This window comes from Thauera sp. GDN1 (assembly GCF_029223545.1).
GTDB lineage: Bacteria > Pseudomonadota > Gammaproteobacteria > Burkholderiales > Rhodocyclaceae > Thauera.
Window position 1 is genome coordinate 2823983 of the sequence record NZ_CP097870.1, and the last position, 25199, is coordinate 2849181.

Annotated in this window: 26 protein-coding genes; 9 read left to right on the top strand and 17 right to left on the bottom strand. The window is 70.1% G+C overall.

The genetic code is table 11. The features are described 5' to 3' along the window. Positions 1–167: 167 nt before the first annotated feature. A complete protein-coding gene (locus CKCBHOJB_RS12950) occupies positions 168–686 on the top strand; it encodes a dihydroneopterin aldolase (RefSeq protein WP_281049085.1) in 519 nt (172 codons plus the stop codon). A gap of 103 nt (positions 687–789) precedes the next feature. Here the strand turns inward: CKCBHOJB_RS12950 and fae are convergent, their stop codons facing one another. From fae to CKCBHOJB_RS12985, 7 genes are all read right to left on the bottom strand, one after another. Continuing rightward, a complete protein-coding gene (gene fae / locus CKCBHOJB_RS12955; RefSeq protein WP_281049086.1) occupies positions 790–1299 on the bottom strand; it encodes a formaldehyde-activating enzyme in 510 nt (169 codons plus the stop codon). A gap of 262 nt (positions 1300–1561) precedes the next feature. Then, a complete protein-coding gene (locus tag CKCBHOJB_RS12960) occupies positions 1562–2626 on the bottom strand; it encodes a RimK family alpha-L-glutamate ligase (RefSeq protein WP_281049087.1) in 1065 nt (354 codons plus the stop codon). 4 nt (positions 2627–2630) lie between these two features. Beyond that, complete coding sequence (mch, locus tag CKCBHOJB_RS12965) at positions 2631–3650, bottom strand: methenyltetrahydromethanopterin cyclohydrolase (protein WP_281049088.1); 1020 nt, start codon at positions 3648–3650, stop codon at positions 2631–2633. After that, a complete protein-coding gene (locus CKCBHOJB_RS12970) occupies positions 3647–4552 on the bottom strand; it encodes an NAD(P)-dependent methylenetetrahydromethanopterin dehydrogenase (protein ID WP_281049089.1) in 906 nt (301 codons plus the stop codon). Before CKCBHOJB_RS12970 ends, mch begins: the two co-directional genes overlap by 4 nt. Before the next feature lie 64 nt (positions 4553–4616). Further along, entirely contained in the window at positions 4617–5651 is a 1035-nt protein-coding gene (locus CKCBHOJB_RS12975; RefSeq protein WP_281049090.1) for a beta-ribofuranosylaminobenzene 5'-phosphate synthase family protein, read from the bottom strand. Positions 5652–5717: 66 nt separating this feature from the next. Continuing rightward, the gene (locus CKCBHOJB_RS12980; RefSeq protein WP_281049091.1) at positions 5718–6674 is read right to left on the bottom strand and encodes a triphosphoribosyl-dephospho-CoA synthase; all 957 of its coding nucleotides are present in this window, start codon (positions 6672–6674) and stop codon (positions 5718–5720) included. After that, positions 6671–7912, bottom strand: a complete 1242-nt coding sequence (locus CKCBHOJB_RS12985; protein ID WP_281049092.1) for an ATP-grasp domain-containing protein — start codon at positions 7910–7912, stop codon at positions 6671–6673. The genes CKCBHOJB_RS12980 and CKCBHOJB_RS12985 overlap by 4 nt, the downstream gene beginning before the upstream one ends. A gap of 413 nt (positions 7913–8325) precedes the next feature. Here CKCBHOJB_RS12985 and CKCBHOJB_RS12990 point away from each other — a divergent pair, with 413 nt between their 5' ends. From CKCBHOJB_RS12990 to CKCBHOJB_RS13020, 7 genes are all read left to right on the top strand, one after another. Continuing rightward, positions 8326–10164 carry a methanol/ethanol family PQQ-dependent dehydrogenase gene (locus tag CKCBHOJB_RS12990; protein ID WP_281049093.1) on the top strand — a complete coding sequence of 613 codons (1839 nt, stop codon included), beginning with the start codon at positions 8326–8328 and terminating at the stop codon, positions 10162–10164. 217 nt (positions 10165–10381) lie between these two features. Beyond that, entirely contained in the window at positions 10382–10804 is a 423-nt protein-coding gene (locus CKCBHOJB_RS12995; protein ID WP_281049094.1) for a cytochrome c, read from the top strand. 26 nt (positions 10805–10830) lie between these two features. After that, positions 10831–11739 (top strand): quinoprotein dehydrogenase-associated putative ABC transporter substrate-binding protein, encoded by a 909-nt coding sequence (locus CKCBHOJB_RS13000; protein WP_281049095.1) that lies wholly within the window; start codon positions 10831–10833, stop codon positions 11737–11739. Between the two features lie 61 nt (positions 11740–11800). Beyond that, positions 11801–12544 carry a hypothetical protein gene (locus CKCBHOJB_RS13005; RefSeq protein WP_281049096.1) on the top strand — a complete coding sequence of 248 codons (744 nt, stop codon included), beginning with the start codon at positions 11801–11803 and terminating at the stop codon, positions 12542–12544. Between the two features lie 17 nt (positions 12545–12561). Next, positions 12562–12936 carry a hypothetical protein gene (locus tag CKCBHOJB_RS13010; protein WP_281049097.1) on the top strand — a complete coding sequence of 125 codons (375 nt, stop codon included), beginning with the start codon at positions 12562–12564 and terminating at the stop codon, positions 12934–12936. 82 nt (positions 12937–13018) lie between these two features. Then, entirely contained in the window at positions 13019–13981 is a 963-nt protein-coding gene (locus CKCBHOJB_RS13015) for a quinoprotein relay system zinc metallohydrolase 2 (RefSeq protein WP_281049098.1), read from the top strand. 23 nt (positions 13982–14004) lie between these two features. Beyond that, positions 14005–14835, top strand: a complete 831-nt coding sequence (locus CKCBHOJB_RS13020) for a quinoprotein dehydrogenase-associated SoxYZ-like carrier (RefSeq protein ID WP_281049099.1) — start codon at positions 14005–14007, stop codon at positions 14833–14835. Between the two features lie 64 nt (positions 14836–14899). Here the strand turns inward: CKCBHOJB_RS13020 and CKCBHOJB_RS13025 are convergent, their stop codons facing one another. Beyond that, positions 14900–15469, bottom strand: coding sequence for a DUF3280 domain-containing protein (locus CKCBHOJB_RS13025; protein ID WP_281049100.1), 570 nt, complete (start codon positions 15467–15469; stop codon positions 14900–14902). A 200-nt stretch (positions 15470–15669) separates the two neighbouring features. On the opposite strand from CKCBHOJB_RS13025, the gene CKCBHOJB_RS13030 reads away from it, so the two are divergent. After that, on the top strand, positions 15670–16653 hold the full coding sequence (locus tag CKCBHOJB_RS13030) for an MBL fold metallo-hydrolase (RefSeq protein WP_281049101.1): 984 nt from the start codon (positions 15670–15672) through the stop codon (positions 16651–16653). Positions 16654–16679: 26 nt separating this feature from the next. Here CKCBHOJB_RS13030 and CKCBHOJB_RS13035 read toward each other — a convergent pair whose 3' ends face one another. The 9 genes from CKCBHOJB_RS13035 to CKCBHOJB_RS13075 all read right to left on the bottom strand — a co-directional run bounded on the left by CKCBHOJB_RS13035 (position 16680) and on the right by CKCBHOJB_RS13075 (position 25146). After that, on the bottom strand, positions 16680–17615 hold the full coding sequence (locus CKCBHOJB_RS13035; RefSeq protein WP_281049102.1) for a beta-propeller fold lactonase family protein: 936 nt from the start codon (positions 17613–17615) through the stop codon (positions 16680–16682). Between the two features lie 109 nt (positions 17616–17724). Beyond that, complete coding sequence (locus CKCBHOJB_RS13040) at positions 17725–18264, bottom strand: SRPBCC family protein (RefSeq protein ID WP_281049103.1); 540 nt, start codon at positions 18262–18264, stop codon at positions 17725–17727. 77 nt (positions 18265–18341) lie between these two features. Next, positions 18342–19151 carry an ABC transporter permease gene (locus CKCBHOJB_RS13045; RefSeq protein ID WP_281049104.1) on the bottom strand — a complete coding sequence of 270 codons (810 nt, stop codon included), beginning with the start codon at positions 19149–19151 and terminating at the stop codon, positions 18342–18344. Between the two features lie 7 nt (positions 19152–19158). Then, the gene (locus tag CKCBHOJB_RS13050; protein WP_281049105.1) at positions 19159–20340 is read right to left on the bottom strand and encodes an amino acid ABC transporter substrate-binding protein; all 1182 of its coding nucleotides are present in this window, start codon (positions 20338–20340) and stop codon (positions 19159–19161) included. Between the two features lie 195 nt (positions 20341–20535). Beyond that, positions 20536–21525, bottom strand: coding sequence for a PQQ-dependent catabolism-associated beta-propeller protein (locus CKCBHOJB_RS13055; protein WP_281049106.1), 990 nt, complete (start codon positions 21523–21525; stop codon positions 20536–20538). Positions 21526–21641: 116 nt separating this feature from the next. Then, positions 21642–22406: an ABC transporter ATP-binding protein gene (locus tag CKCBHOJB_RS13060; protein WP_281051686.1), complete on the bottom strand. Its 765-nt coding sequence runs from the start codon at positions 22404–22406 to the stop codon at positions 21642–21644. 38 nt (positions 22407–22444) lie between these two features. Next, positions 22445–23299 carry an ATP-binding cassette domain-containing protein gene (locus CKCBHOJB_RS13065; protein ID WP_281049107.1) on the bottom strand — a complete coding sequence of 285 codons (855 nt, stop codon included), beginning with the start codon at positions 23297–23299 and terminating at the stop codon, positions 22445–22447. Positions 23300–23302: 3 nt separating this feature from the next. Beyond that, positions 23303–24160, bottom strand: a complete 858-nt coding sequence (locus CKCBHOJB_RS13070) for an ABC transporter permease (protein WP_281049108.1) — start codon at positions 24158–24160, stop codon at positions 23303–23305. Beyond that, positions 24157–25146, bottom strand: a complete 990-nt coding sequence (locus tag CKCBHOJB_RS13075; RefSeq protein ID WP_281049109.1) for an ABC transporter substrate-binding protein — start codon at positions 25144–25146, stop codon at positions 24157–24159. The genes CKCBHOJB_RS13070 and CKCBHOJB_RS13075 overlap by 4 nt, the downstream gene beginning before the upstream one ends. Positions 25147–25199: the final 53 nt, after the last annotated feature.

A 25199-nucleotide genomic window follows, 5' to 3' on the forward strand; every position in this document is an offset into this window, starting at 1 on the left:
TGTGGTGTTTTATCGAAGAGCAACTAACATGCCCAACTGTGCGTTCGATTACAAGCGCGCCCCGCCATCGGCCGTTGGCCCGTTTCTCGCTTGAACGCGGGCATGCACGGCCACACGACGGCCAAAGCGCAGTCCCGCACGCACTCCCCGAACCTGGAGAACCGATCTTGATTCCCTTTCCCGCGCCCCGTCCCGATCCGATCTCGAGCGGCATCGCCGCGCTGCCCGCCCACGAACCCGACGGGCAGGGGCTGGACATCATCTTCATCGACGGCTTCGTCGGCGAGACGGTGATCGGCATCCATCACGACGAGCTGCACGACACCCAGCCGCTGCGCATCGACCTCGCCGCCGGCCTGCCGCGCAGCCGCGCCTGCGACACCGACCACATCGGCGACACCATCGACTACAGCGTGGTGCGTACCGCCCTGCACGAGATGCTGGCAGGACACTCCTACCGCCTGCTGGAAGCCTTTGCCGAGGGCGTCGCCGCGCTGCTGCTCGAGCGCTTCGGCGCGCACTGGGTGCGGGTGCGGGTCACCAAGCCAGGCAAGTTCGCCGATGTCGACGGTGTCGGCGTGATGATCGAGCGCCGGCGGCGCCCTGCCCCGCCGACCGGCACGCGCCACAGCGCCGAGGTGCTGAGCCTGCTCGGCGCCGGCATGGTGCCGGGCGAGCGGCGCTGAGCCGGCGCGTCGCGCCTGATCCGGCGTCCGCCTCGTCGCCGGGCGCGCACGAACAAAAAGGCCGAAGCAGACGCTTCGGCCTTTTTGTGTCACGCGCAGGAAATCAGTTGGCGGCGAAGGGGTGTGCAGCCGTCGCCTTCTTGGACACCACCTCGGCCGCGGTGGGCTCGCCGGTGACCGCGCGCTTGATGGCCTCGCGGGTGGCCTGGTAGTTGTAGTCCTGGATCTTCTTGTCATCCTCGGCCAGCCAGTGGATGAACACGCCGACGCAGATGAAGATGTTGTCGGCCTCGTCGGCCGGGATGGTGCCGTCCTCGACGCTGTCGGCGACCGCCATCGCGACCGCGCGCTGCGCCGGGCCGAACATCTGCACCGCCTGCTTGGCGCCCTTGATCGTGACCTTGTTGAACATCACCGTGGCCGGCTTGCACAGCAGGTTGGGCGCGACGACCGCGAGCAGGGACGTGAAGCCGTCCTTGTTGTTCGTCAGCGCGGTAGCGAAAGCCGTTTCGGCAGCACTGCCCCGCGGGCCGAGAATGAGGTCGATGTGCGCGACTTCATTGCCGTCTCCGACCAGGGATTCCCCTACGAGCATGCGATCGATCTTTGCCATTCTTGTTTCTCCGTTCGATGTGGTGGTGTGGCCGCCCGGAAGCAGGCCAGAAGCCGGAGGGCGGGTGCAGAACCCCGGCGTCGCGCTCACTGATACAGGAACCGTGCCAGCTTTTGCCGAACCCACCGACCCTGAGGGGAAAACCCCGCACCGCCCGCACCAGCCGGCCGCCCCGCAGCGCCGGCACCCGCAAACTGCGTGAACAGGCGCCGACCGGGGCATCGGGAATGTTCAGGCCGATGCCAAAAGCCGATACACCTGATCAAAAATGACACACCTGTGCCAGCGTCCCGCCGGCCGCCACGCTCAGCCGGCGCGCGAGCAGATCGTCGACCAGGACCTGGGCGATGTCGAAGCCGGTAACGCGCTGCAGCCCGCGCCAGGCCGCCACGCCATTGACCTCGATGACCTGTGCGCCATACGGATTCGATGCGTCCGGCAGCAGGTCCACACCGGCGTAGTCCATGCCCAGCGCCTCGGCCGCGGCCTCGGCGAGCGCAGCCAGGCCGGGGTCGAGCACGCAGGGCACGCAGCGCGCGCCGCGCGCCACGTTGCGGATCCAGTGCGCGCTGACGCGCTTCATCGCCGCGCATGCGCGCCCGCCGACCACCAGCACCCGCCAGTCGAAACCGGGCGCCGTGGCCGACTCCGGCTGCGGCACGAAGCGTTGCAGGTAGGCGAGCCCGCTCACCGTCGACAAGGGCGGCAGCGGCACGAAACCGCCATCGACCGCCCCCACTCGCTGCAGTCCCTTGCCCTGCGAGCCGAACATCGGCTTCAGCACCAGGCTGTGGCCGGCGGCGGCTTCCCGCACCAGGATGCGCCGCGCCTGGGACTCGTCCTCCAGCGCCCAGGTCGGCGGCGTGGGCACGCCGGCGCGGTGGAGCAGGAAGCTGGTCATGGCCTTGTCGACGCTGCGCTCGATCGCGCGGGCGTCGTTGTACACCGGCACGCCGAGCTCGCGCAGCGCATGCAGGATGCCGAGGCGCTTGGTGATCTGCTCCAGGCTGCCGCCGGCGATGCCGCGCACCAGCCCGGCGCGCGGCAGGCTGCGACCGAAGCCCGGGATCACCAGCCCATGAGACGATGCGACGGTATCGAAGCGGCAGTCCGCCAGGTCGACGCAGCGCCCCTCGAAGCCGCGCCGCGCCAGCGCCTGGCGCACGCGCCGGGTGTGCCAGCCGGTTTCGTCGGTGAAGATGGCGACGCGCGCGACGGAGGCTCCCTCGCCAGGCTCGCCCTCGATCCGCTCGCCACGCTGAGCAGGCGCTACCGCAGCGCCACCGGACTGCCCGGCCCCTGGCCCGCGCTGGTCGGTGTCCTGCATCGGCTCAGGCCTCCAGCCAGAGGCGCCGCAGCAGGCCCATGTCGAGCCCGCCGGCGTGCCAGCTGCGGCCGCTGTCGAGGTTGCTGACCCACACCTCGGCGGGCGCGAACAGCGCCGGGTCGATCTTGTAGAAGTCGTACTCGTAGTCGCGGAAGATGTCCGCGAACGAACGCCCGTAGTCGCGCGAATTGGATGAAGGCAGGCGCTGGGCGAGCGCGCGCGCGGCCTCGTCGCTGCCGCGCACCTTCAAGTGCACCCGACCGCCGTAGAGGATGGCGTCGTTGGTCCGCCCCATCGCCACCCCGCCATCGGGACTGGGGGCCGGGAGGGCGGCTGCGGCATGGCCATCGACGATGTCGGCGAGCGCGAAGCCGAGCTCGTGCGCCTTGTGCATCGCCACCTCCAGCACCCGCGCCACCACCTGGGTGGTGCCGGCAAGGCTGGTGGTGGGCGTCAGCACCAGGGTCAGGCGCTCGGGGGCGAGGCCGCAATCGCGCAGCACCTTGTCGATGACGATCGGAGGCGGACGGCGGTCGACTTCGAGCACCAGCACCCCGGCCTCGGCCTCGTCGCGGTAGCCGAGCTCGGCGAACAGGTCCTCGCGACCGGCCAGCGCGCGCGCCGGACCGGAGCCGAGCGAGAAGAACTTCCTGCCGCCCGCCTCCTCCTTGCTCGCCGCCAGGCTCCAGCCGGCGTACTGGCTGGCAAGACAGGCCAGCACAGGCTGCGCGCTGCTCACCTCCAGCCAGTCGGGCCAGCCCTCCTCGACGCGGGTCGTCAGGCGCACATTGCCCAGCCCGCCCATGCAGATCTCGCCGATCAGCACGCCGGCCGCCACGCTGCCGCGCACGTCGATGCCGGCATCGACCACGGTCACACCGCTCTCCAGGCGCTCCACCGCGATGCCGAGCGCATCGGCATCAGCCAGCAGCGCGGCCACCCGCGGCGCGGCCAGCCGGTTGACGCTGAGGCCGCGGGCGGCGCCAGTCACCGCGTTGTTCGTTCCTGCCCCGGGCGCGCTCATGACTTCTCCGCCAGCAGCTCGCGCGCCTTGGCGAAGGCCTCGCGGAAACCGAGGTAGAGCGGCTTGTCCGCCTGCCGCATCGCCGCCAGCAGGCCGTTCTCGACCTGGTACTTGACGTTGCCCACCGCCAGCGCGCCGATGCCGAGCGCGCGCGTACCGGCGATGGGCTTGCCCTTGTCCATCACGCCCACGCCGGCGATACCCTCGGGCGGCACCGCATTGACGTCGGCGGCGACCAGCAGGCGCGCGGCGTCCGCCACCTCCTCCGCAGTCGCGACCTGTACCCCGGCGGCAGCGGTGGCCAGCACCACGTCGGCCTCGGCGAGCGCGGCGCGGCGCGCCTCGGCGCTGCCGGTGCCGGCGCCGTGAAGCTCGCAGCCGAAGCGCGCCGCGGTCTCGGCCGCGGCCTTCTCGGCATTGGCCTGGTCGCGATGGCTTGCGAGCACGACGCGCGCCCCCAGCCCGGCGGCGAGCACGCCGGCGATGCGGCCGACGGTGCCGGTGCCGCCCAGGATCAGCACCCGCTTGCCGGCCAGATCGGTGCCGTGCGCGCTGCGCAGCAGCTGCTCGACACAGGCGACCAGCGCCGCGGCGGTGGTGTAGGAGCCGCTGGGGTCGGCGATCACCGACACCTCGAAGGGCGGCACCATGGCCTTGCGTGCGGCATCCAGCATGTCGGCGGCGAGCATCACGTCACGGCCGCCGATGAAGATGCCGGTGGCCTTCACGCCCTTGGGGCCGCGCGAGAAGATCGCGTCCTGGGTCAGGCCGGTGATCTCGCCCAGGCTCACGCCGCAATACGGCACCACGACCTGGTAGCCCGCATCGACCGCCATGTTGATGTCGAACGGGCTCATCTGCTTGCCCGGCGTGAACATGTGAAGAATGTAGCTTCGCTCCATGAGCGCCCTCCTCCTGTGCGGAAATCGCTTCCGTGGTCTCGTTTCTGTCGTTCGCGGGCCGCGCTCAGGCGCGCACCAGTGCCGGCGTGCCCACGCCGACGCGCGCACCGCGGTTGTCGCCGCCGCACACCACCACGCGCAATGCGGGATCGATCGCCCCCTGCTCCCGGGCGAGCGCGATCAGGCGTCGGGCCTCGGCCTCGGAGGGCAGGATCGCGAAGCCGGTCGGCCCCCACGAACTCTGCCCGACCCCGGCCGGACCCTGCGCGCGCAGCCAGCCCATGAAGGCGGCGACCCCCGCGCTGGTGTACATCGAGCCGCCCTGCGCGGGCGCGAAGTAATCGCCGATCTGGCTCTGGATCCGGCTGATGCCTTCGGCGAAGGGCTCGAAGCGCTGTTCGATGACCGCCGGCAGAACCTTGAGCAGGACCTGATGGCAGAGGTCGGCCGCCAGCTCGCGCGGGAAAGGCGCGAGCTGGTCCATCGCCGCGCGCTCGGCGGCGCCGCTCAGCCCATCGATGCGCTCGTCGAGCACCAGCAGCACCCGCCACGCGGCAGGAAAATCCAGCCGTGCCAGCACCGGCGCCGGGGTGCCGCCCGGCCCGGGGCCGCCGTCGAGCAGCAGGCCACCTTGGTCAAATCCGGCGATGCCCACCCCCGAACGCTCACCGCGGCCGAGCATCGCCGCCAGGCTGCGGGTGGGCAGATCGAGTCCATGCACCGCACAGAACGCACGCCCGAGCGCGAGCGCGAGCTGGGTGCCGGAGCCGAAGCCCGAATGCGCCGGCGGCGCACTGCGCAGGCGCAGCCGCATCGGCTGGAAGCGCCCGGTCGCACGCTGCAAGGTGTCGAGGTGGCGGGCGAGCCGACGCACCGCGTCCTGTTGCCGCGGGTCGTCGGAGGCGACCGCCGTCTCCCGCGCGGGAGCAAGCTCCAGCCGGGTCGGGAAGGCGTCGATCACCAGGCCCAGGCTGGCGAAGCGACGGCCTAGGCTGGCATTGGGATCGAGGAAGCCGAGGTGCAGCCGCGACGGCGCATCGACGCGGATGACGGTGTCGGCAGGCGCACGGCTTTCGGCGGGGGCATGATGGATTTTCATGGCGTGATTGGGAAGGCTCCAGGCTTGGGGCCCGCAGTGGCGCAAGGCCTGCGGGCGACTGATCGCCTACGGGGTTAGCAAGCTTCGTTCCATTGACCCGCCGAGCAGCGCATCGATTCCCGCCACGCCCTGCGCCATCAGCGCCGGATCGAGCAGCGCAGCGACGAACAGCGTGCACACCGTGAGGTCGGCGCTGGTTCCCGGGTTGAGCCCGCGCGCCTTCAGCGCTTCGTCCCAGGCGGCGAAGTCGGCACCCTCGCCGGCGCCCGGGTCGCACGCCAGACGCTCGCGCCAGACCGCAGCCTCGGCCGCCACTCCGCGCGCGACCGCCGCGCCCTGCTTGCGCACGATGTGCGAGTCGGGATGGGTCGCCAGCCAGGCCAGGTAGACGCGCTGCACGCGCTGCGCGAGCGCCATCGACGGCTCACCGTCCGGGCCGGCGAAGGCGGCGAGTCCGAGCCCGAACACCTCCGCATGGCCATTGGCGTACTGGCGGGCGATAAGGTCGCGGTCGGCGGCCAGGCGCATCGCTGCACGCAGGTCGACGTCGGGCTCGTCCGCAACGTCCTGCTCCGGCGCCGTACCCAGGCCGCCCGGATGGGCGGTCGCGATCGCGCGGTAGGCGGCGCGCGCGTCCTCGATGTCGAGCCCCTGCAGCACGGCCTCGAGTGCCGCCCGCAGCTGGCCGGCGGATGGCGGCTGGTGGGCGTCCAGGCGCTCGACCGCGCAGGCAAGCGGCACACACAGCAGCAGGATGCCGAGATTGGTGTTGCAGCCCGCGACCGCGCGCGTCGCCCGTACCGCGGCCTCGATGCGCACCCCCACCGCCGCCCCGCGCTCGAACAGCGCCGGCGCGGAAGCCTGCGCGCTGTCGAGGAACTGGCGCGCGCGCATGTCGTGCCCGGCCGAATGAAGGCTGACGTTGCCCGGCTTGCGTACCGCGACGTCGAGCGCGCACGCCCACAGGAAGGCGGCGCGCGCCTGCGCCGCGAGCCCGGCAGCGGGCCGTGAATCGATGCTCATCGGGATCTGTCCTCCATTGGCGGCTGCAGGCGCAGCGACACGCTGCGCCGGCGTTCGCCCAGGCGCCGCAGCACGGCTTCGACCGAATCGCCCCGCGCGCGCACGGTGCACAGCGGATCGCCCCACGCATGGCGCGTGCCAGGCTGTGGGACGTCGCAGCACCACGTCTGCCCCGCGAGCCAGGCTGCATCCGCCTCGCCGATCCACCCGGCCCGACGCGCGAACACGGTCTCGAAGCCGCGCACCACCACCGGGGACGAGAGTTGGGCAGACAGGGGCAGCCGGCCGGCACAAGCCTCGACATGAGCCCGCATCAGTCCGCCTTCGCAGGCGTCGGCGAAGAGCTGGATCGCCGCGGTCGGGCGCGGATTCAGCTCCAGCACCCAGGGCCGGCCTGCGGCGTCGAGCACGAAGTCGATGCCGTTGAGCCCGAGCAGGCCGAGCGCACGGGTCAGCTTCAGCGCCGCGGCGATCAGATCCTCCCGCGCCGCCGCCGGCAGGGCCACCGGCCCCACGCCCCCCCGGTAAACATAGGGACGTCGCCCGAGCGGGCGCACGATCTGGCGCGAGAAGCCGATGAGGCGCGCATCGTCCGCGGCGGCGAGGAAGAGGCAGGACCAGGGCTCTCCCGCCACCCGGCGCTGGAAATACCTGCCCTCGCCCGGCACGCACGCCTCCACCTCCTCGGCCGCACGCACGTGCCAGCCGCCGCAGGCATGCGCGTCCTTCACCAGCCAGCCGCGTGCATCGGCCGGCGGATCGATGCTGAAATCCGGCTGGGCAATGGCCTGCGCATCGAGCAGCGCGGAGAACTCGGCCGGGCTACGCACACGACGCACCGTCTCCGGCCGGTTGCCGATCAAGGGCAGCCGCTGCGCGCCCTCCGCCAGCAGCCCGAGCTGCGCCTCGAATCCGCTCCCCGCCACCCAGCCGGCGACGTCGCCGCGCGCGCGCAGGTCGGCGAGTGCACCGAGCAAGGCGTCGCGATCCAGCGCCAGCGCGCTGCCGCCGATGGGCACGCACGCCGCGGCGAGCCGGCAGGTGTCGAGGTCGCCGAAGACGTCGAGGGCGATCGGGATGATGCCGCTCGCACGCGCGCAATCGACGAGGCTGCGCGCGGAGGTCGCGGCGAACGCCAGGCGCAGGGGTGAGGAAGCCCGGGCGGACGTGCCCGGTTGAAACTCGGACGTGCCAGGTTCATGCGAGGCGCCTGGATGCAGGATCGGTGCGGACGTCATCGCCGCATTCTGCCACCGCGCCGCCGTCGCCACACGGTGCCCGGCGCCGGCAGCGCCGCTCGCGCAAGGGCTGTCCCAAAACTGAGCACCTGCACCAGATTTACGCAGAGCGGGGGCGCCGGCGGCCGCCCGTTACAGGTCCAGGCCTGCATCCGATCCGGTTCCGCCCTCGCCCGCCTCGCCGCGCAGCAATCGCCCGTCCGCGGGATCCACTCCTTCGCGCCGCTCAGGCCCGTTGCACGCACCCACATCCGCGGCCTGGCACAAGCTTTGCATCGTAGCTGCCAGTTTCAGTGCACCCGAGGCTCGCCGGCGACGGTGGGCGTGCTGCAGCAGTAGTCCTCGTGTGCCGCGGCGGGGAAGCTCGGTTGGCGCGGCAAAACACCACAGTGTTGACAAGTGAGGAGACGACAATGAAACAAACAGGGAAACCCGCCCGTCGCAGCCCCCGACTGCTGGCCGCAGTACTGCTGGCCCTGCCCGGGCTGGCGCTCGCGAACGCAGACCTCAAGAGCAAGATGGACAATCCGGGCAACTGGGCCGCGCAGGCGGGGGACTTCTACAACCAGCGCTACAGCAAGCTCGACCAGATCAACAAGGACAACGTCGGCAACCTGCAGGTCGCCTGGACCTTCTCCACCGGCGTGCTGCGCGGCCATGAGGGCTCGCCGCTCGTGATCGACGGCATGATGTACCTCCACACCCCCTTCCCCAACAAGGTCTTCGCGATCGACCTCGACACCCAGAAGATCGTCTGGCGTTACGAGCCGAAGCAGGATCCGTCGGTGATCGCACAGATGTGCTGCGACACGGTCTACCGCGGCCTGGCCTACGCCGAAGGCAAGATCTTCCTGCAGCAGGCGGACAGCACGCTGCTCGCCCTCGACGCCAAGAACGGCAAGGTGCTGTGGAGCGTGGTCAACGGCGATCCCAAGCTCGGTGCGGTGAACACCCAGGCACCGCACGTGTTCGGCGACAAGGTCATCACCGGCATCTCGGGCGGTGAATGGGGCGTGCGCGGCTTCCTCGCCGCCTACGACATCAACACCGGCAAGCTCGCGTGGAAGGGCTACAGCACCGGCCCCGACGCCGAGATGCTGATGGACCCCGAAAAGACGATGACGTGGACCGACGGCGAACTCAAGCCGGTCGGCAAGGATTCGTCGCTGAAGACCTGGCAGGGCGACCAGTGGAAGATCGGCGGCGGCACCACCTGGGGCTGGTTCAGCTACGACCCCGCGCTCAACCTGGTCTACTACGGCACCGGCAACCCCTCGACCTGGAACCCCTCGCAGCGTCCGGGTGACAACAAGTGGTCGATGACGATCTTCGCCCGCGACCTCAACACCGGCGTCGCCAAGTGGGTCTACCAGATGACGCCGCACGACGAGTGGGACTTCGACGGCGTCAATGAGATGATCCTTGCCGACATCAAGGTCAAGGGCAAGGACACCAAGGCGCTGGTGCACTTCGACCGCAACGGCTTCGCCTACACCATGGACCGCACCAACGGCGCCCTGCTGGTGGCCGAGAAGTACGACCCGACGGTGAACTGGGCCTCGCACGTCGACATGAAGACCGGCCGCCCGCAGGTGGTGGCGAAGTACTCCACCTCCAAGCACACCAACCCCGAGCACGGTCCCGACGTGAACGTCAAGGGCATCTGCCCGGCGGCCCTCGGCACCAAGGACCAGCAGCCCGCGTCCTTCGATCCGAACACCGGTCTGTTCTACGTGCCGACCAACCACGTGTGCATGGACTACGAGCCGTTCGAGGTCGACTACGTCGCCGGCCAGCCCTATGTCGGCGCCACGGTGTCGATGTTCCCGACGCCGAACAGCCATGGCGGCATGGGCAACTTCATCGCCTGGAACGCGGGTGAAGGCAAGATCGTGCAGACCAAGCCGGAGAAGTTCTCGGTCTGGAGCGGCGCGCTCAACACCGCCGGCGGCATCTCCTGCTTCGGTACGCTGGAAGGCTACCTGAAGTGCGTCGACGCCAAGGACATCAACAAGGAGCTGTACAGCTTCAAGACCCCGTCCGGCATCATCGGCAACGTGTTCACCTACACGCACAAGGACAAGCAGTACCTCGGCGTGTTCTCGGGCATCGGCGGCTGGGCCGGCATCGGCATGGCTGCGGGCCTGGAGCAGGATACCGACGGTCTGGGCGCGGTCGGCGGCTACCGCGATCTGCAGAACTACACCCAGCTCGGTGGTTCGCTGACGATCTTCGCGCTGCCCAAGCGCTGAGCGCGTCGGAGCCGGTTGCCGCCCTGGCGGCGGCCGGCAGCCCGGGGCGTGCGGCAACGGCGTGATGCCCGGGGCGGAGCGATCGCGCGGCCGGCGGCGGAGAACCCTCGCCGGCCGTGGCGATCAAATCGCACAGTCGTGGAAAACAAGTCAGCGCCGGAAAGGCGCGCATCGAGACCGCGGAGCGCACGGCGTCCGCACGGAGGAGGAGTCCCTCATGAAACACAGGCAGTTCGCCCTCGCATTCGCCTTCCTCTGCTTCGGCGGTGTGACCCAGGCCCAGGACGCCAAGGCCGCAGCCCAGCCCGGCGAGTCGGATAAACCCCTGTACACCGTCGTCGATGGCTACAAGGTCGACCCGGACACCCTGCAGGGTTTCCGCACCTGGCGCGCGGCGGCCTGTGACCGGTGTCATGGCGCCAACCAGGAAGGCATGGTCGGTCCCTCGCTGATCGAACGCCTGAAGATCCTGACCAAGGAGGAGTTCGTCACCGTCGTGCGCGACGGCCGGCTCGAGAAGGGCATGCAGAGTTTCGGCAACGACCCGCGCGTGATGGACAACATCGACAAGCTGTATGCGTATCTGAAGGGACGCTCGGACGGCGCGATCACCCGCTCGCGCGTGACCGGTATCGAATGACGGCCCATGGCTTGCAAGGAGTCCCGATGACCGAGCTTCGCCCCCAACCCCGTCCCCAGGCTCAGCGCTTCCGCCGCCTAGCCGCCCGCAGCCTTGCCGCATGCGCGGGCGCAGTATTGCTGGCGACCGCACCCAACGTGCTCGCCGCCGAAGGCAAGGCCAACGGTCGCGATGCGCTGCGCGTGTGCCAGGATCCGAACAACCTTCCCTTCGCCAACGACAGGAACGAGGGTTTCGAGAACCGCATCGCCGAACTGCTGGGCAAGCATCTGGGCGTGCCGGTCAGTTACTTCAACTATCCGCAGCGCTTCGCCTTCATCCGCAACACCCTGCGCTACAAGCTGCCGGGCGAGGACTACCCCTGCGACGTGATCATCGGCGTGCCGGTCGGCTTCGACCAGGTCGTGGTCACCAAGCCCTACTATCACTCGACCTACGCGATGGTCTTCCCGCCGGGCAAGGGCCTGGACGAAGTCGACAGCGTCGACGCCTTCCTCGCGCTCGGCCCCGAACGCCTGTCGAGACTGCGCATCGGCCTCTACGACAAATCGCCGGCCTCGCGGTGGATGGACCGCCACAACCTGGTCGATCAGGGCGTGCCCTACCAGACCATCAACGTCGCCATGGACCACTACGTCGGCGACATCATCGACAAGGACCTCGTCGGCGGGAAGATCGACGTCGCCATCGTCTGGGGCCCGGTCGCGGGCTACTACGCGAACAAGTTCGACCCGCCGCTCAAGGTCGTGCCGATGAAGTCCGAGCCCGGCGTCCAGTTCGACTTCGCCTTCGGCATGGGCATCCGCCGCGGCGAAGCGGAATGGCAGGCGCAGCTCGAGGGCTTCCTCGACACCCACCAGGCCGAGATCGCCGACATCCTCGAGGCCTACCACGTGCCCCTGGTCGAGCCCGGCCAGAAGCTCGTCAGCAACTGAGTCCGACGCAGGGGACGGTGCGCCGCCGGCGTCCGTCCCGCTGCCCCACCGCAGGAAGCCCATGCGCCCGCTCCTCCGCTCCACGCTCTCCGCCCGCCTGGTCCTGTTCGCGGCCACGCTGCTGCCGGGGCTCGCGTCTACAGTCCATGCGCAATCGGCCGCGCAGGACACCGGCAAGCAGGACTACTCCGACGCCGAACGCATCATCTTCATGACCGAGCATCTCGGCACCCTGCAGCCGCCGCAGACGCTCGCCTACCGCTTCAACCGCCACGGCTCGCTGGAAGCCGACTTCGAGGACCGCGTGACGCTGCGCCTGTCCCCGACCACGGCCGGCGCCTGCTGCAACGGCGAGGCCGACTTCCTCAGCGCCGAACGCCGGCTCGCCCTGCCCCGGGTCGAGGACGCCCGCGCCAATCCGGTGATCCTGTACTTCCTCGAGCACGACGTGCGCGACATGAGCCGGCTCACCAAGGGTCAGCAGAACCACTTCCGCAAGCGCATCCGCATGGCGATCTACCAGGGCGCCCGCGTCGAGGAACGCGCGCTCGAATACCTCGGCCGCCCGATCACCGCCCGCGAGGTCGTCATCGACCCCTACGCGGACGATCCCAACCGCGCGCGCTTCGAGCAGTACGCCGACAAGCAGTACGTGTTCTGGCTGTCGGACGCGGTGCCCGGCGGCGTGTTCGGCATCGCCAGCCGGATCAATGCCAAGGAGGCCGGCGCCGAGCCGCTGGTGGTCGAGGAGATGTATCTTGAAGGCGCGACGCCGCCCGACCTGAGCGCGCTCGCGCGCCGCTGAACAAGGAGACACAGACCATGAAAACCTGGACCCGGCCGCTCGCCGGCCTCGCCTTCGCGACATTCGCCGCCCTGGGGAGCCTGCCCGCCACGGCCAACGACTTCCCGACCACCGAGCGCGTGAGCTTCGTGCTCGAATGCATGCGCGACCATCCCGGCCCCGAGTTCGAGATGTCGAGCAAGTGCTCCTGCGCCCTCGACGCCATCGCCGCCGAGATCAGCTTCGACCAGTACCGCACCATGCACACCGCGGCGCTGGCCAACTCGATCAGCGGCGAGCGCGGCGGCTACTACCGCGGCAAGCACTGGCGCGGCGAGGTGCGCAAGTACGACACCGCGGTCGCCAAGGCCAAGCAGGGCTGCTTCATCGACACCACGGCGGTGCGGCGCTGAATCGGGCGCGCCTGCGGCTACGCCCGGTGGGCGCGGACGCCTCCCTTGCGCCCCGTCACCCATCCCACCAGACCGAACCGAAATGAGCCCCCTCGCCCGCAGCTTGCACCGCCCGATCGCAGCATTCGCGCTGGCGTGGGCGGGTCTGTGCGGCGCGAACCCCGCGATCGAGCCGCTCCCGGTCGAGGAAATCGCCCCCGGCGTCCATGTCCACACCGGCCACCAGGCGCCCTGGCCGGGTGCGCGTGGCGACGAGGTCGAGGGCGACATCGCCGGCCTCGGCTTCGTGGTCGGGACGCGCTGCGTCGCGGTGATCGACACCGGCGGCAGTCCCGCTCTCGGCGAGCGCCTGCTCGCCGCCGTGCGCCGCGCCACGCCGCAGCCGGTGTGCTACGTCATCAACACCCATGTGCATCCGGACCACACGCTCGGCAACGCCGCCTTCGCCGCGCTCGAACCGCGGCCGCGCTTCGTCGGCCACGCCCGGCTGAAGGCCTCGCTCGCGGCCCGCGCGCCCTTCTACCGCGAGGCGCTGGCGCGCGATCTCGGCATCGCCACCGCCGAGGGCGACATCGTGTATCCGGACCTCGAGGTCGAGGGCAGCACCGAGCTCGATCTCGGCGACCGCCGCCTGCTGCTGCAGGCCTGGCCCACCGCGCACACCGACAACGACCTCTCGGTGCTCGACCATCCCAGTGCGACGCTGTTCGCCGGCGACCTGCTGTTCATCGGCCACCTGCCGGTCATCGACGGCCGGCTGCTGGGCTGGCTGGCGGTTATGGACCGCCTCGCGCTGGTGGAGGCGACGCGCGTCGTGCCCGGCCACGGCGCCCCGACCGCCGACTGGCCAGGCGCCCTCGCCGCCCAGCGCCGCTACCTGGAAGCCGTGCGCGACGGCATCCGCGCGGCGCTCGCCGACAAACGAAGCATCGCCGATGCGGTCGAATCACTTGCGCACACCGGCATCGACGGCTGGCTGCTGACGGCGGATTTCCACCGCCGCAACCTCACCGCCGCCTACGCCGAACTCGAATGGGAAGACTAGGGCTACCGGCCCGCGGAGGACGCATGAACACGCTCACATCGCTGCTGCTCGCCGCGCTGTTCACGCTCGGCCTGGCCGGCCCGACGCAGGCGCAGCAGAAATCCGATCCCGACAACCCAGACGCCAACGCCACCTGGCAGCAGATGCGCACGTCGATGTTCCAGGATCGTGCGATCACCACACCCGCCGACGCGGTCCTGAGCCTGGAAGCACCGGAGCGCGCCCAGGACGCCGCCATCGTGCCGATCTCGATCCGCACCCACGTCGAGCAGCGCCCGGAGCGCTTCATCGAACGCGTGTACCTGATGATCGACAACAACCCCTCGCCGCTGGGCGCGGTATTCCACTTCACGCCGAAGAGCGGGCGTGCCGACATCGAGACCCGGGTGCGCATCGACGCCTACACCCACGTGCGCGCGATCGCCGAGATGAACACCGGCGAGCTCTACATGGCCACCCGCTTCGTCAAGGCCTCGGGCGGCTGCTCGGCGCCGCCGGGCAAGGACATGCAGGCGGCGATGGCGAGCCTGGGCAAGATGCGCTTCCGCGTCGAGGGCGAGGTCGAACCCGGCAAGCCGGCGCTGGCGCAGCTGATGATCAGCCACCCGAACAACTCCGGCCTGGTCATGGACCAGCTCACCCGGATGTACACGCCCGCCTATTTCGTGCGCCGCATCCAGGTCAGCTACGCCGGCGAGCCGGTGCTGAGCGCCGACGTGGACTTCTCGATCAGCGAGAACCCGAATTTCCGCTTCTACTTCGTGCCCACCGGCGAGGGCGAACTCAAGGCCGAGGTCGTCGACACCAACGACCTGCGCTTCGAGACCGCAGTGAAGGTGGGGGCCGGCGGCTGAGCGCCGGCCCCACCCAGGTCACGAAACCCGCTCGCGGGAGACAGGCCCGGCATGGCCGCCTTGCTCACAGTCCGTAGCGCGGGTTCGCCTGGCGCTTCTCGTCCATGTCGCGCACCAGGAAGCGGATGGCGCGGATCCAGCTTTCGTCGTTGTTGCCGCGCATGTCCACCGACTTGACGAGCGCGACGCGGTTGGTCGCGACCTCGCGGATCTCGATATTGACGTTGAGGATCAGATTGCTGACCTTCTGCACCCAGCCCGCCGCGATGTAGCGCGTGCCCATGCCGGCGCCGATCTCGTCCACGCAGTGCGGGCAGCGATAGAGGAACTCCACCCCGCCGCGCACGCGGTCGATCAGCGCCTGATGCGGCGCGTTGTCGACCAGGGTATAGAGCCCGCGCTGGCCGATCTGGAGGCGGAACTCGTCCTCGATCATCTTCAGCCGCGCCTGCTGGGCATCGTGACGACTGGGGTCGGGGTGGTCCTCCAGGAGTTCGAAGCCGACCATGGCTAGGGTGGGCGGCGCCGCATCCGCCGCACGGGCCGCAGCACTGAAGGCGATGGAAAGGGTGAGGGACATGAGGACGACCAGGCTGAAACGGACGGACGGGATGCGAAGGACGACGGCGGTCATGAAATCTCTCCTCGGGACGGCGACAGGGCATGCGCATGAAGCGGGCTGGTAGCGGTGGTTCTTGCGGTTACGGTTCTTGTGGAAGCGGCACTCGTGCGGGCGGTCCGTATGGGAGCGGGCTTGCCCGCGAACGGCGCCGGCCCGAGCGCCCGTTCGCGGCCACGGCTGCTCCCACGGACAACTTGCGGCGCTGGGGGTCCTTGCTGGCCGTCCTGATCCTGCTCGCGGCAGCCAGCTTCGGCGCGCGGGCACAGGACGCGCTGACGCTGGCGGAGGGCGTGCATGTCTTCGTCGGCGACACCGGCGAACCCTCGCCCGCCAACCGCGGACGCATCGGCAACATCGGCTTCGTGGTCGGCGACAGCGGCACGGTCATGATCAATGCCGGCGTCTCCTACCGCCATGGTCGCGCCCTGCTCGCCGCGGCCGAGCGCATCGGCGGCAAGCCGGTGGTGCTGGTGGTGCTCACCCAGCCGGTGCAGGAGTTCGTCCTGGGCGCGGCAGCCTTCGCCGACCAGGGCATCCCGGTGCTCGCGCACCGCGCCAGCGCCGAGCTGATCGCCAGCCGCTGCGAGGGCTGCGTGCACAGGCTGCGCGCGCTGCTCGGCGAGGACGAGATGGCGGGCAGCCGGCCGCAGCGCCCGGACCGCCTGATCGATGGCAGCGAAACGATCGACGCCGGCGGTCGCCGCCTGGAGCTGATCCACCCTGGCTGGGGCAGCTCGCCCGGCGACCTGATGGTGCGCGATGCCCGCAGCGGCGTGGTGTTCGCGGGTGCGCTTGTCGCCGTCGACCGCGTCCCCGAACTGCGCGACGGCGAGCCGCAGGGCTGGCTGGCGGCGCTCGACGGCTTGCAGGCGATGGCACGACGCGAGACGGGGCGCACGAACGCCGCTGGCATGCCTGCGATCGCCCCCACCCCCGCGCACACGGCGGCGGGCGGACGCATCGTGCCCGGCTACGGCCCGCCGGTGTCCGCCGCTGCACTCGACGCAGTGCGCGACTACATCGCCGACACCGAGGCCCGGGTGCGCAGCCTGTTCGATGCGGGGACGCCGCTGTCGGCCATGGTGCAGGCGGCGCAGCTGCCGCGCTACGCCGGCTGGTCCCTGTACGAGCCGGTCCACGGCCGCAACGTGCAGCAGCGCTATCTCGCCCTGGAGCGCGCGACGCTCGCCGAGTGAGGCCCACCGGCCGCCGGCGCGGTCGCTCATGGCGCCGGCACCCGGGCGATGAACTGACCGAAGGCGCGCGGACCGTCGCCGGTGCGCGCCTCGCCGACCACCTTCAGGCTCGCGACGTCGATGCGCACCAGGCTGTTGTCGAACCAGTTCGCGACATAGACGCTGGCGCCGTCGGCCGAGGCGGCGACGCCCTCCGGATACTCCCCGCTCGGCAGGTCGGCGATCTTCGTCCAGCTGGAAAGATCGATCACCGACACCGTGCCCGCGTACTGGTTGGTGACGAAGGCGCGCCCGCCGGCGAAGGCCACCGCGTAAGGGCGCTCGCCCACCGCGATGGTGGTCCGCACCGTGCGCCGGGCGACGTCGATCACCGTCACCGCATCGGCGCCGACGTCGGTGCTCAGCAGGTGCGCGCCGTCGGGCGTGAAGCCGACGCCGAAGGGGCGCGCGCCGGTCGGCACGGTGGCGATCAGGCTGTTGTCGGCGGTGGCGAACAGCGACACCTGGTCGCTGTCGCGATCGGCCGAGGCGAGCAGGCTGCCGTCGGGCGACAGCGCCAGCCCCGAGGGCGAGGCGCCGGTCTTGAGCTCGGCCATGCGCGCGCCGCTGTCCGGGTCGACGACGAAGATCCGTCCCGCATACCAGTCGGCGACGTACAGGGGCTTGCCCGAAGGGTGGACCGCGATGCCCAGCGGGCCGCCCTCGAGCGCGATACGGCGCAGCACGGCGGGCGGGTCGGTGGCGAGCACGGTGACGAAGGCCCCCTCCGGGCTGCTGACATAGACACGGCGCCCGTCGGGCGCGGCGGCGACGCCGGCGGGCTTGCCGGGGACCGCCAGCGTGGCGAGCACCGCCATCTGCGGCAGCGCGACCACAGAGACGGTCTGCGCCGACTGGTTGGTGACGAAGGCGCGCTCGTCCGCGGCCGCCGCAGCGGCAGCGAACAAGGCGGCAGCAAGCAAGGCGGGCCACCTCAGCCATCCCCGTGGGAGCGGGCTTGCCCGCGAATCATGCGTCGTGAACCGCAGCTTTCGCGGGCAGGCCCGCCCCCACGGCACCTTCATTGCGCCCTCACTTCTCCATCTCCGCCTTCAGCGCATCGAGGCCGCCCTTGTACACCCCGGTCACCGCGTCGATCGCGGCCTGGTCGTTGAGTTCCGGCGGAGGATCGTTGTTCGGGAAGCCGCGGTAGAAGGCGCCGCGCCACTGCACCCTGGACTTGCCCTCGCCGTCGGCGGTCACCGTCAGGTGCGAGGTGTAGTTGCTCACCGGCAGCACCTTCACGTCGACCTCGGTGATCTTGTACGAGTAGGTCTTGCCCTCCGCGTTGTAGCGGGTGAGCTGCTCGGCGATCTTCGGGTCGCCCTCGCCCTTGAGGGTCAGCACGCGCTTGGCGCCGATCTCGTTGCCGCCCTGCCCCTCGGTGCGCGCCACCGCCGGGTGCCAGGACATGTCGTGGAAGTTCGCCACCCGCGCCCACACCTTGTCGGCCGGCGCGGCAATATCCACCGTCAGCTCGACCTTCTGCCGGCTCGGCCCGTGCGCCCAGGCGCTGCCGGCGAATGCGGCGGACAAGGCCACCACCAGTACATCCCTGCGAGTCAGTCTCATGTCGTCTCCACCATCGTTGTCGTCATCGAGGACAGCATGACCGGCAGCGCCTGCGCGCAGGACGCCGCCAGCCGGATTCAGCCCGGTTTTCCGGTGCGTTTGAGCATGCCGCGCTGCGGGTCGTAGCCCCAGGCGGCGAGCAGGAAGAAGGCCGCCAGGCAGCCGGTGACGATCGCCAGCGACTGCACCGCCACCTGGCCGTGCAGCGCGAAGCGCGTCGCCTCCACCGCGTGGGTGAAGGGGTTCCAGGACGCCAGGAAGTGGATCACCGCCGCGCCGGACTCCTCCAGCTTCCACAGCGGATAGAGCGCGGGCGAGATGAAGAACATCGGGAAGATGACGAAATTCATCGTGCCGGCGAAGTTCTCGAGCTGGCGGATGTTGACCGACAACAGCAGCCCGAGCGCGCCCAGCATCATCCCCGACAGCACCAGCACCGGCAGCGCGTACAGCCAGCCGGAGAACGGCACCTCGACCTCGAACAGCGCCGCGATCGCCAGGAACACATAGGCCTGCAGCACCGACAGCAGGGTGCCGGCGAGCAGCTTGCAGAACAGCAGGTACCAGCGCGGCAGCGGCGCGGTGAGCAGCAGCCGCATCACGCCCATCTCGCGGTCGTACACCATGGCGAGCGAGGACTGCATGCCGTTGAAGAGCAGCACCATGCCCAGCAGCCCCGGCACGATGTAGGTCTGGTAAGGGATGTAGGTGTCGTAGGGCGGGATGATCGACACCCCGAACACGTTCTGGAAGCCGGCGGCGAACACCACCAGCCACAGCAGCGGACGCACCAGCGCCGAGGCCAGCCGCCCGCCCTGACGGACGAACTTGGCGACCTCGCGGCTGGTGACGGCCTGCAGCGCAAGCCAGGCGTGGGCGGGCCTCATCGCGTCCTCACGGCTTGCACTGGCTGTCGCGCCGGTCGAAGCCGAGCGTGTCCATGTTGTTGGTCTGGTGCAGGAAGCCCTGGATCGGCGCGCGCTCGATCACCGCGTTGTGGGTGGCGATCAGGATCGGCTGGCGCAGCTGGCGGTCCCAGTCGCGGAAGTACAGGCGGTTGCCCTTGAAGCCATCGATGGTGATCTCCTCGCCGCCGAGGTAGGCAACCAGCCTGGCGAAGGGCGCGTTCTCGGTGCGCACCACCGCCTCGACCACCGCCTTGACCGCGATCCACGCCGCCCAGTCGGCGCTGCCCATGTGGCGCTTGGCCTGCTTCTCGAAGCGGCCGGTGAGCTGCGGTGCGCCGTGGCGCGGCCAGGCCCAGTGCCAGGCCTCGGCGACCAGGCCTTCGGCGCCCACCACCGGGCGCGGGCGCACGGTGTCGTAGGGCACGCTGCGCGCGAACTCGCCGTCGCTGTCGGCGACGAAGACGACGTCGTAGTCGCCGCCCGCGGTCAGCAGGCCGACGTTGCCGAGCTCGCGCTGGCGCGGGTCGTTGCTGAGCAGGAAGTCCTTCTTCGCGACGATCTTCAGACCGAGCCGGCGCGCGGAGTTCTCGAAGGCGGCCGCGATCAGCTTGTCGTCGTCGAGCGGGCCCTGCAGCAGCAGCACGTTGCGCCACTTCTTGAACACCAGGAACTGGGCGAGCGCGTCGGTCTGCATGCCGTGGTTGGGGATGGTGTGGTACAGGTGGGCCTGGCACTGCGCCTGACGCAGCGCATCGTCCGCCGCCGAGACGTTGAAGATCAGCAGCTCGCGCCCGCGGGTGGCGGCGGCGACCTCGGCCACCACCTTGCCCGGGGCGTCGATCAGGAAGTAGCGCACGCCTTCGGCATGCAGCTTGTCGAGTTCGGCCACCAGCGCCGAAGCGTCGGCGCCGCGCGCGCGCACCAGGTCGAAGCTCACGCCCAGCGCCTGGCCGACGAAACGCGCCTCGCGCAGCGCCACCTCGGCGCCGGCGAAAGGTTGGCCGAAGGGACGCGACAGGGTGCGGAAGAAGGTCTTCTTCTCGTCGTAGCGCGGGTCCTTGTTCAGCTCCAGGTAGCCGAAGCGGATCACCTCGGCCGCCCCGGCTGCCAGCGCGAAGAGCAGCATCGTTGCCGCCAGCAGGATGTGCGTCAGCGCACGCAGGTTCATGTCATACCCTCCATCGACTCATTCGTGAGCACAGCGCGCGGTGCCTGGTGGAAGCTGCAGATCGTGGCTGCCGCCGCTTCCACACATGGCTCCACGGGATCGCGGCTTCCGCCGCTCCCACACACCGCAGCGGGATCGCGCTATGGGAGCGGCGGAAGCCGCGAGACCTTCCGCGCCCCGCCCCCAAAACCGCGGTCAGTCGTCGATCACCGCCGTGTGCGGCACGCGGCCCACGGGCACCGAGCGCAGCACCTTGTTGGTCTTCGTATCGACGATGGAGATGTCGTCCGACAGGCCGTTGACCACCACCAGCATCGACTCGTCGCGGTTCAGCGTCACCCCCCAGGCGCGGTTGCCGACCAGGACATAGTCCTTGACCTTGCGGCTGGCGACATCGACCACCGCGAAGTGGTTGGCTCGGCCCAGGGTGACGTAGGCGGTCTTGCCGTCGCGGGTCATGGTGATGCCCACCGGGGTCACGTCGTCGCTGCGAAAACCCTTGGGCTCGAAGCCGATGGTTTCCTTGATGGTGTTGTTCTTCGCGTCGAGCACGGTCACCGAGGCGCCGAGCTCGTTGGTCACCCATACCTCGCTGCCGTCAGGGGTGTCGGCGAAACGGCGCGGACGGTTGCCGACCACGACGTTGGCGAGGATCTGATTGTTCGCGGTGTCGATGACGTGGACCATGTTGGCGACTTCCGAGGTCACGTAGAGCCGGCCGCCGTCCTTGCTGACCAGCACGCCCTCGGGCTCCTCGCCGACCTCGATCTTGGCGAGCACCGCATTCTTGGCGACATCCACCACCGACACCTCGGCGTCGTCCTCGTTGGAAACGAAGATCCTGCTACCGTCATGGCTGAAATCGAACATCTCCGGATCTTCGCCGACGTCGATGCTGCGCACGACCTCGAGCTTGGCGATGTCGATCACGTCGACCCGCTCGCTGTTGCTGGCGATGACGAAGACCTGCTCGCGGTCGGGCGAAAGCTTCATGTCGCGCGGGCGCTCGCCGGTGGCGATGGTCTTGACGACCTGGAAGCTCTTGCCGTCGAGCACGGTGACCGCGTTATCGTTCTCGCTGCTGACGAAGATGTAGCCGGTGTCCTTGGCCAGCGCGGCGCCGGCCGGCAGGGCGAGCATCAAGGTGGTGGCCACGGCGCAGCCCAGGGTCTTCAGTCGGGTCATTGTTGTCGTCTCCTCGTTGGTCTTGTTGCTGCGAAGCTGTCACTGCTTGAAGCGCGGGCAAGTTCCCGCAAGAAAAATCCATGCCGGGTCGATGCGTCCGGCGTGCCCGGACGGGCTCAGGCGGGCTCCACCGCCTGGCCGCTGCCGGTCAGCTTCAGGAAGGCCTCGGCCAGGGTGGTGCAACCGGATGTCGCCACCAGTGCGGCCGGCGAGCCCTCGGCGAGCAGCTCGCCCTTGTGCAGCACGAGCACGCGATCGGCGGCCTCGGCCTCGTCCACCAGGTGCGAGGCCCACAGCACGCCGACGCCGCTCGCGCGCAAGGCCAGCACCTCGTCGAGCAGATGCCGGCGCGAGGCCGGATCCAGGCCCACCGTGGCCTCGTCCATCAACAGCACCGAGGGCCGATGCACCAGCGCGCGCGCCAGCTCCACCTTGCGCCGGTTGCCGCCGGAGAGTTCGCGCACACGATCGGCGCGGCGCTCGGCCAGACCCAGGCGACTGAGCGCATCGGCGATGCGCTCGCGCGCCTGCGCGCCGCCGATGCCGTGCAGGCGGGCATGGAAGACCAGGTTTGCCTCGACGCTGAGATCCATGTCCAGCGTCATCTGCTGGAACACCACGCCGATCCTGCCGAGCGCGCGCACCGGGGCCACGCGCATGTCCTGGCCGCACACGCGCACCTCGCCGGCGTCGGCGTTGAACAGGCCGGTAAGCAGTTGGAACAGCGTGCTCTTGCCTGCGCCGTTGGGTCCGAGCAGGGCGACGAACTCGCCGGCGCGCACCTCCAGGTCCACGCCCTTCAGCGCCGGACGCGCGCCGTAGGACTTGCGCACACCGCGCACCGACAGCAGCACCTCGCCGACCGCCGTCCTGTCCGCCATGGGTTGCGTCTCCTTGCCGCTCGCCGTGCTCACGCTGCTCATGACGCCCCTCCCCAGGGTGCGTGCCCACTCGTGCCCGCCCCCCTCGCCCCGGAACCGGTGGTCGGCCCGTCACCCTTCGCCGAATTACTCCCGGGGAAACCGCTCTCCCCGTTCGCCAGCCCCGCGAGCAGCTCCGGGTGGCGGGCGAGCAGCGTCTGGTACAGGCGATCGACCACCGGCGCAGCGGCGTCGCGCGGGCGCGCCAGCTCCACCGGCAGATCCAGCACCACCCGCCCCGGCGCCGCCGACAGGAAGCACACCCGGTCGCCGAGCGCGAGCGCCTCGCGCAGGTCGTGGGTGACGAACAGCACGCTCGCGCCGCAGCGCTGCCACTGCTCGACCAGCATCTCGCGCAGGCGATTCGCGGTGGGGCTGTCGAGCGACACGAAGGGCTCGTCCATCAGCAGCAGCTCGGGCTCGTTGATGAAGGCGCGCGCCAGCGCCACCCGCCGCATCATCCCGCCCGACAGCCGCGTCGGATAGGCATCGAGCACGTCGCCGAGCTCCATCGCCCGCAGCAGTGCGATCGCGCGTTCGCGCTGGCGCGCCGCATCCCCTGCGCACGCCACCAGCAGCACGTTGTCGAGCACGCTCATCCACGGCATCAGCCGCGGCTCCTGGAACATGAAGCCGACGTCCTCGGGGAAAGCGCCGTTCATCGTCACCTGGCCGTCCAGGTCGCGGTCGAGCCCGCCGACGATATTGAGCAGGGTACTCTTGCCGCAGCCCGAGGGCCCCACCACGCACACGAACTCGCCACGCGCCACGTCCAGGCGCAGGCCGGACAGCGCCAGGTGCGGCCGTCCGCCACGGTCGGGGTAACGCTTGCGGTCGATGCGGATCTCGAGCATCGCTCAGGCCCTCCATCCGGTCAGCCGGCGCTCGAGCGGGCGCAGCAGCCAGGCCTCGACGATCAGCACCACGGCGGCGAAGGCCAGGGTGTAGGCGAGGATGCCGGTGATGTCGAAGAACTGGAAGAAGACGTTGAGCTGGAAGCCGACCCCCTCGCTGCGGCCGAGCAGCTCGACCACCAGCACGATCTTCCAGATCAGCGACAGCCCGGAGCGCGCCGCCGCCATCAGGTAGGGCACGAGCTGGGGCAGATAGACGCGCAGGAAGGTGGTGCGGCGCGACAGGCGGTAGGCACGGGCGACGTCGAGCAACTTGGGATCGACCGCGCGTGCGCCCTCGCGCACGGTGACGACCACGGTCGGGATCTTGTTGATCGCTACCGCCAGGATCGCCGCCCAGTCGTTGAGGCCGAACCAGACGTAGCACAGGATGATGGTGACCAGCGCCGGGATGTTGAGCCCGAGCACCAGCCAGGCGTCGAAGAAGGCGTCGAGCCGGCGCCAGCGCCCCATCGCCATGCCCAGCAGCGCACCGATCAGCATGGCCGCGGCGAAGGCGACCGCGACCCGGCCGAGCGTCACCGCGAGGTGGCCGGGCAGGCTCAGCGACAGGGTCTCGTCGACGATGCGAGCGAAGACGGTCAGCGGGTCGGGCAGCGTGCGGCTGTCGGCGAACATCGCGCCGAGCTGCCACAGCAGCAGGAAGGCGCCCAGCGAGGCGAGCCGCAGCCAGCCATCCCGGCCGCCCGCGGACGTCGCCGCGTGCGCGGCCGGCGGACTCGCATCCTGCCCCGCAGGACGCGGCGTGCGGGCCATCATCGGCACCGGAGACTCGACTGCTGCCGTGCGCTTGCCACTCACCGGCTCCCGCCTCCGCGCCAGAAGGTGCCCGGGGCGATCGTGCGCGCCTTGCCCACCAGCGCCTCGCCCCCCTCCGCGGCCAGGATGTCGAAGACCCGGGTGGCGACGCGTTCGGCATCGTCGATGCCGGTGCGCGGGATGCCGGCACGGAAGCCCTCGCGCAGGGCGATGAAGGTTTCCTCGTTCTCGGCGCGCATCAGCGGCCGCAGCTCCTCCCACACCGCGTCGGATTCGAGCATCAGCGCCTTGGCGGCATCCGATGCGCGCAGGAAGCCCTCGATCGCCGCGGCATTGTCGCGCGCCCAGCCTTCGCGGAACACCCAGCCCACCAGCGGCAGTTCATCCTCGATGCCGAGGCCGGCGAGGATCTGCGGCATGGAGATCAGCTCCTTCATGCCGGCGGCGGACAGGCGGGCGGTGTAGTGCCAGAAGTTCATCGCCGCGGGCAGTTCGCCCCGCATCACCAGCTCGTTGAGCAGCGGCGGCGCCGCGAACTGGGGCTGCAGGAAGGTCGCCGCATCCTCGCCCACCGTGCGCCGGGCGTAGGCGCGCAGCAGCAGCCAGCTCTTGTCGAGCGCACCGCCCGCCACGCCGAGGCGCTTGCCCTCGAGGTCGGCGAACTGCGCGACGCCGGCATCGGGTCGCACGCTGATGCCGCCCACCGCCTGCGAGTAGGGCGCGAACGCGTAGTCGCTGCCTTCCGAGCGCATGCGCGACACCCAGATCCAGTCGTTGGCGATGAGGTCCACCTCGCCGCCCTGGATCGCCACATTGGCGGCGTCCTTCAGCGCCAACGGCACGATGCGCAGCTCGATGCCCTCACGTTCGGCCAGCCCGTGGCGCTGCATCACCTCGAGCTCCCAGCTCACGGTGCCGAACTGCAGGATCCCGACGCGCACCACCGCACGCTCGGCGGCCCAGGCGCCCGACATCGCGAACGCGGTCAGCAGCAGGAATCCCAGCAGGCGTCCGATCAGGGCCGGCATGTCGTCTCTCCTCCTCGTATGCGCATGCCGTCGACCGTGCGCGGCATCCAATT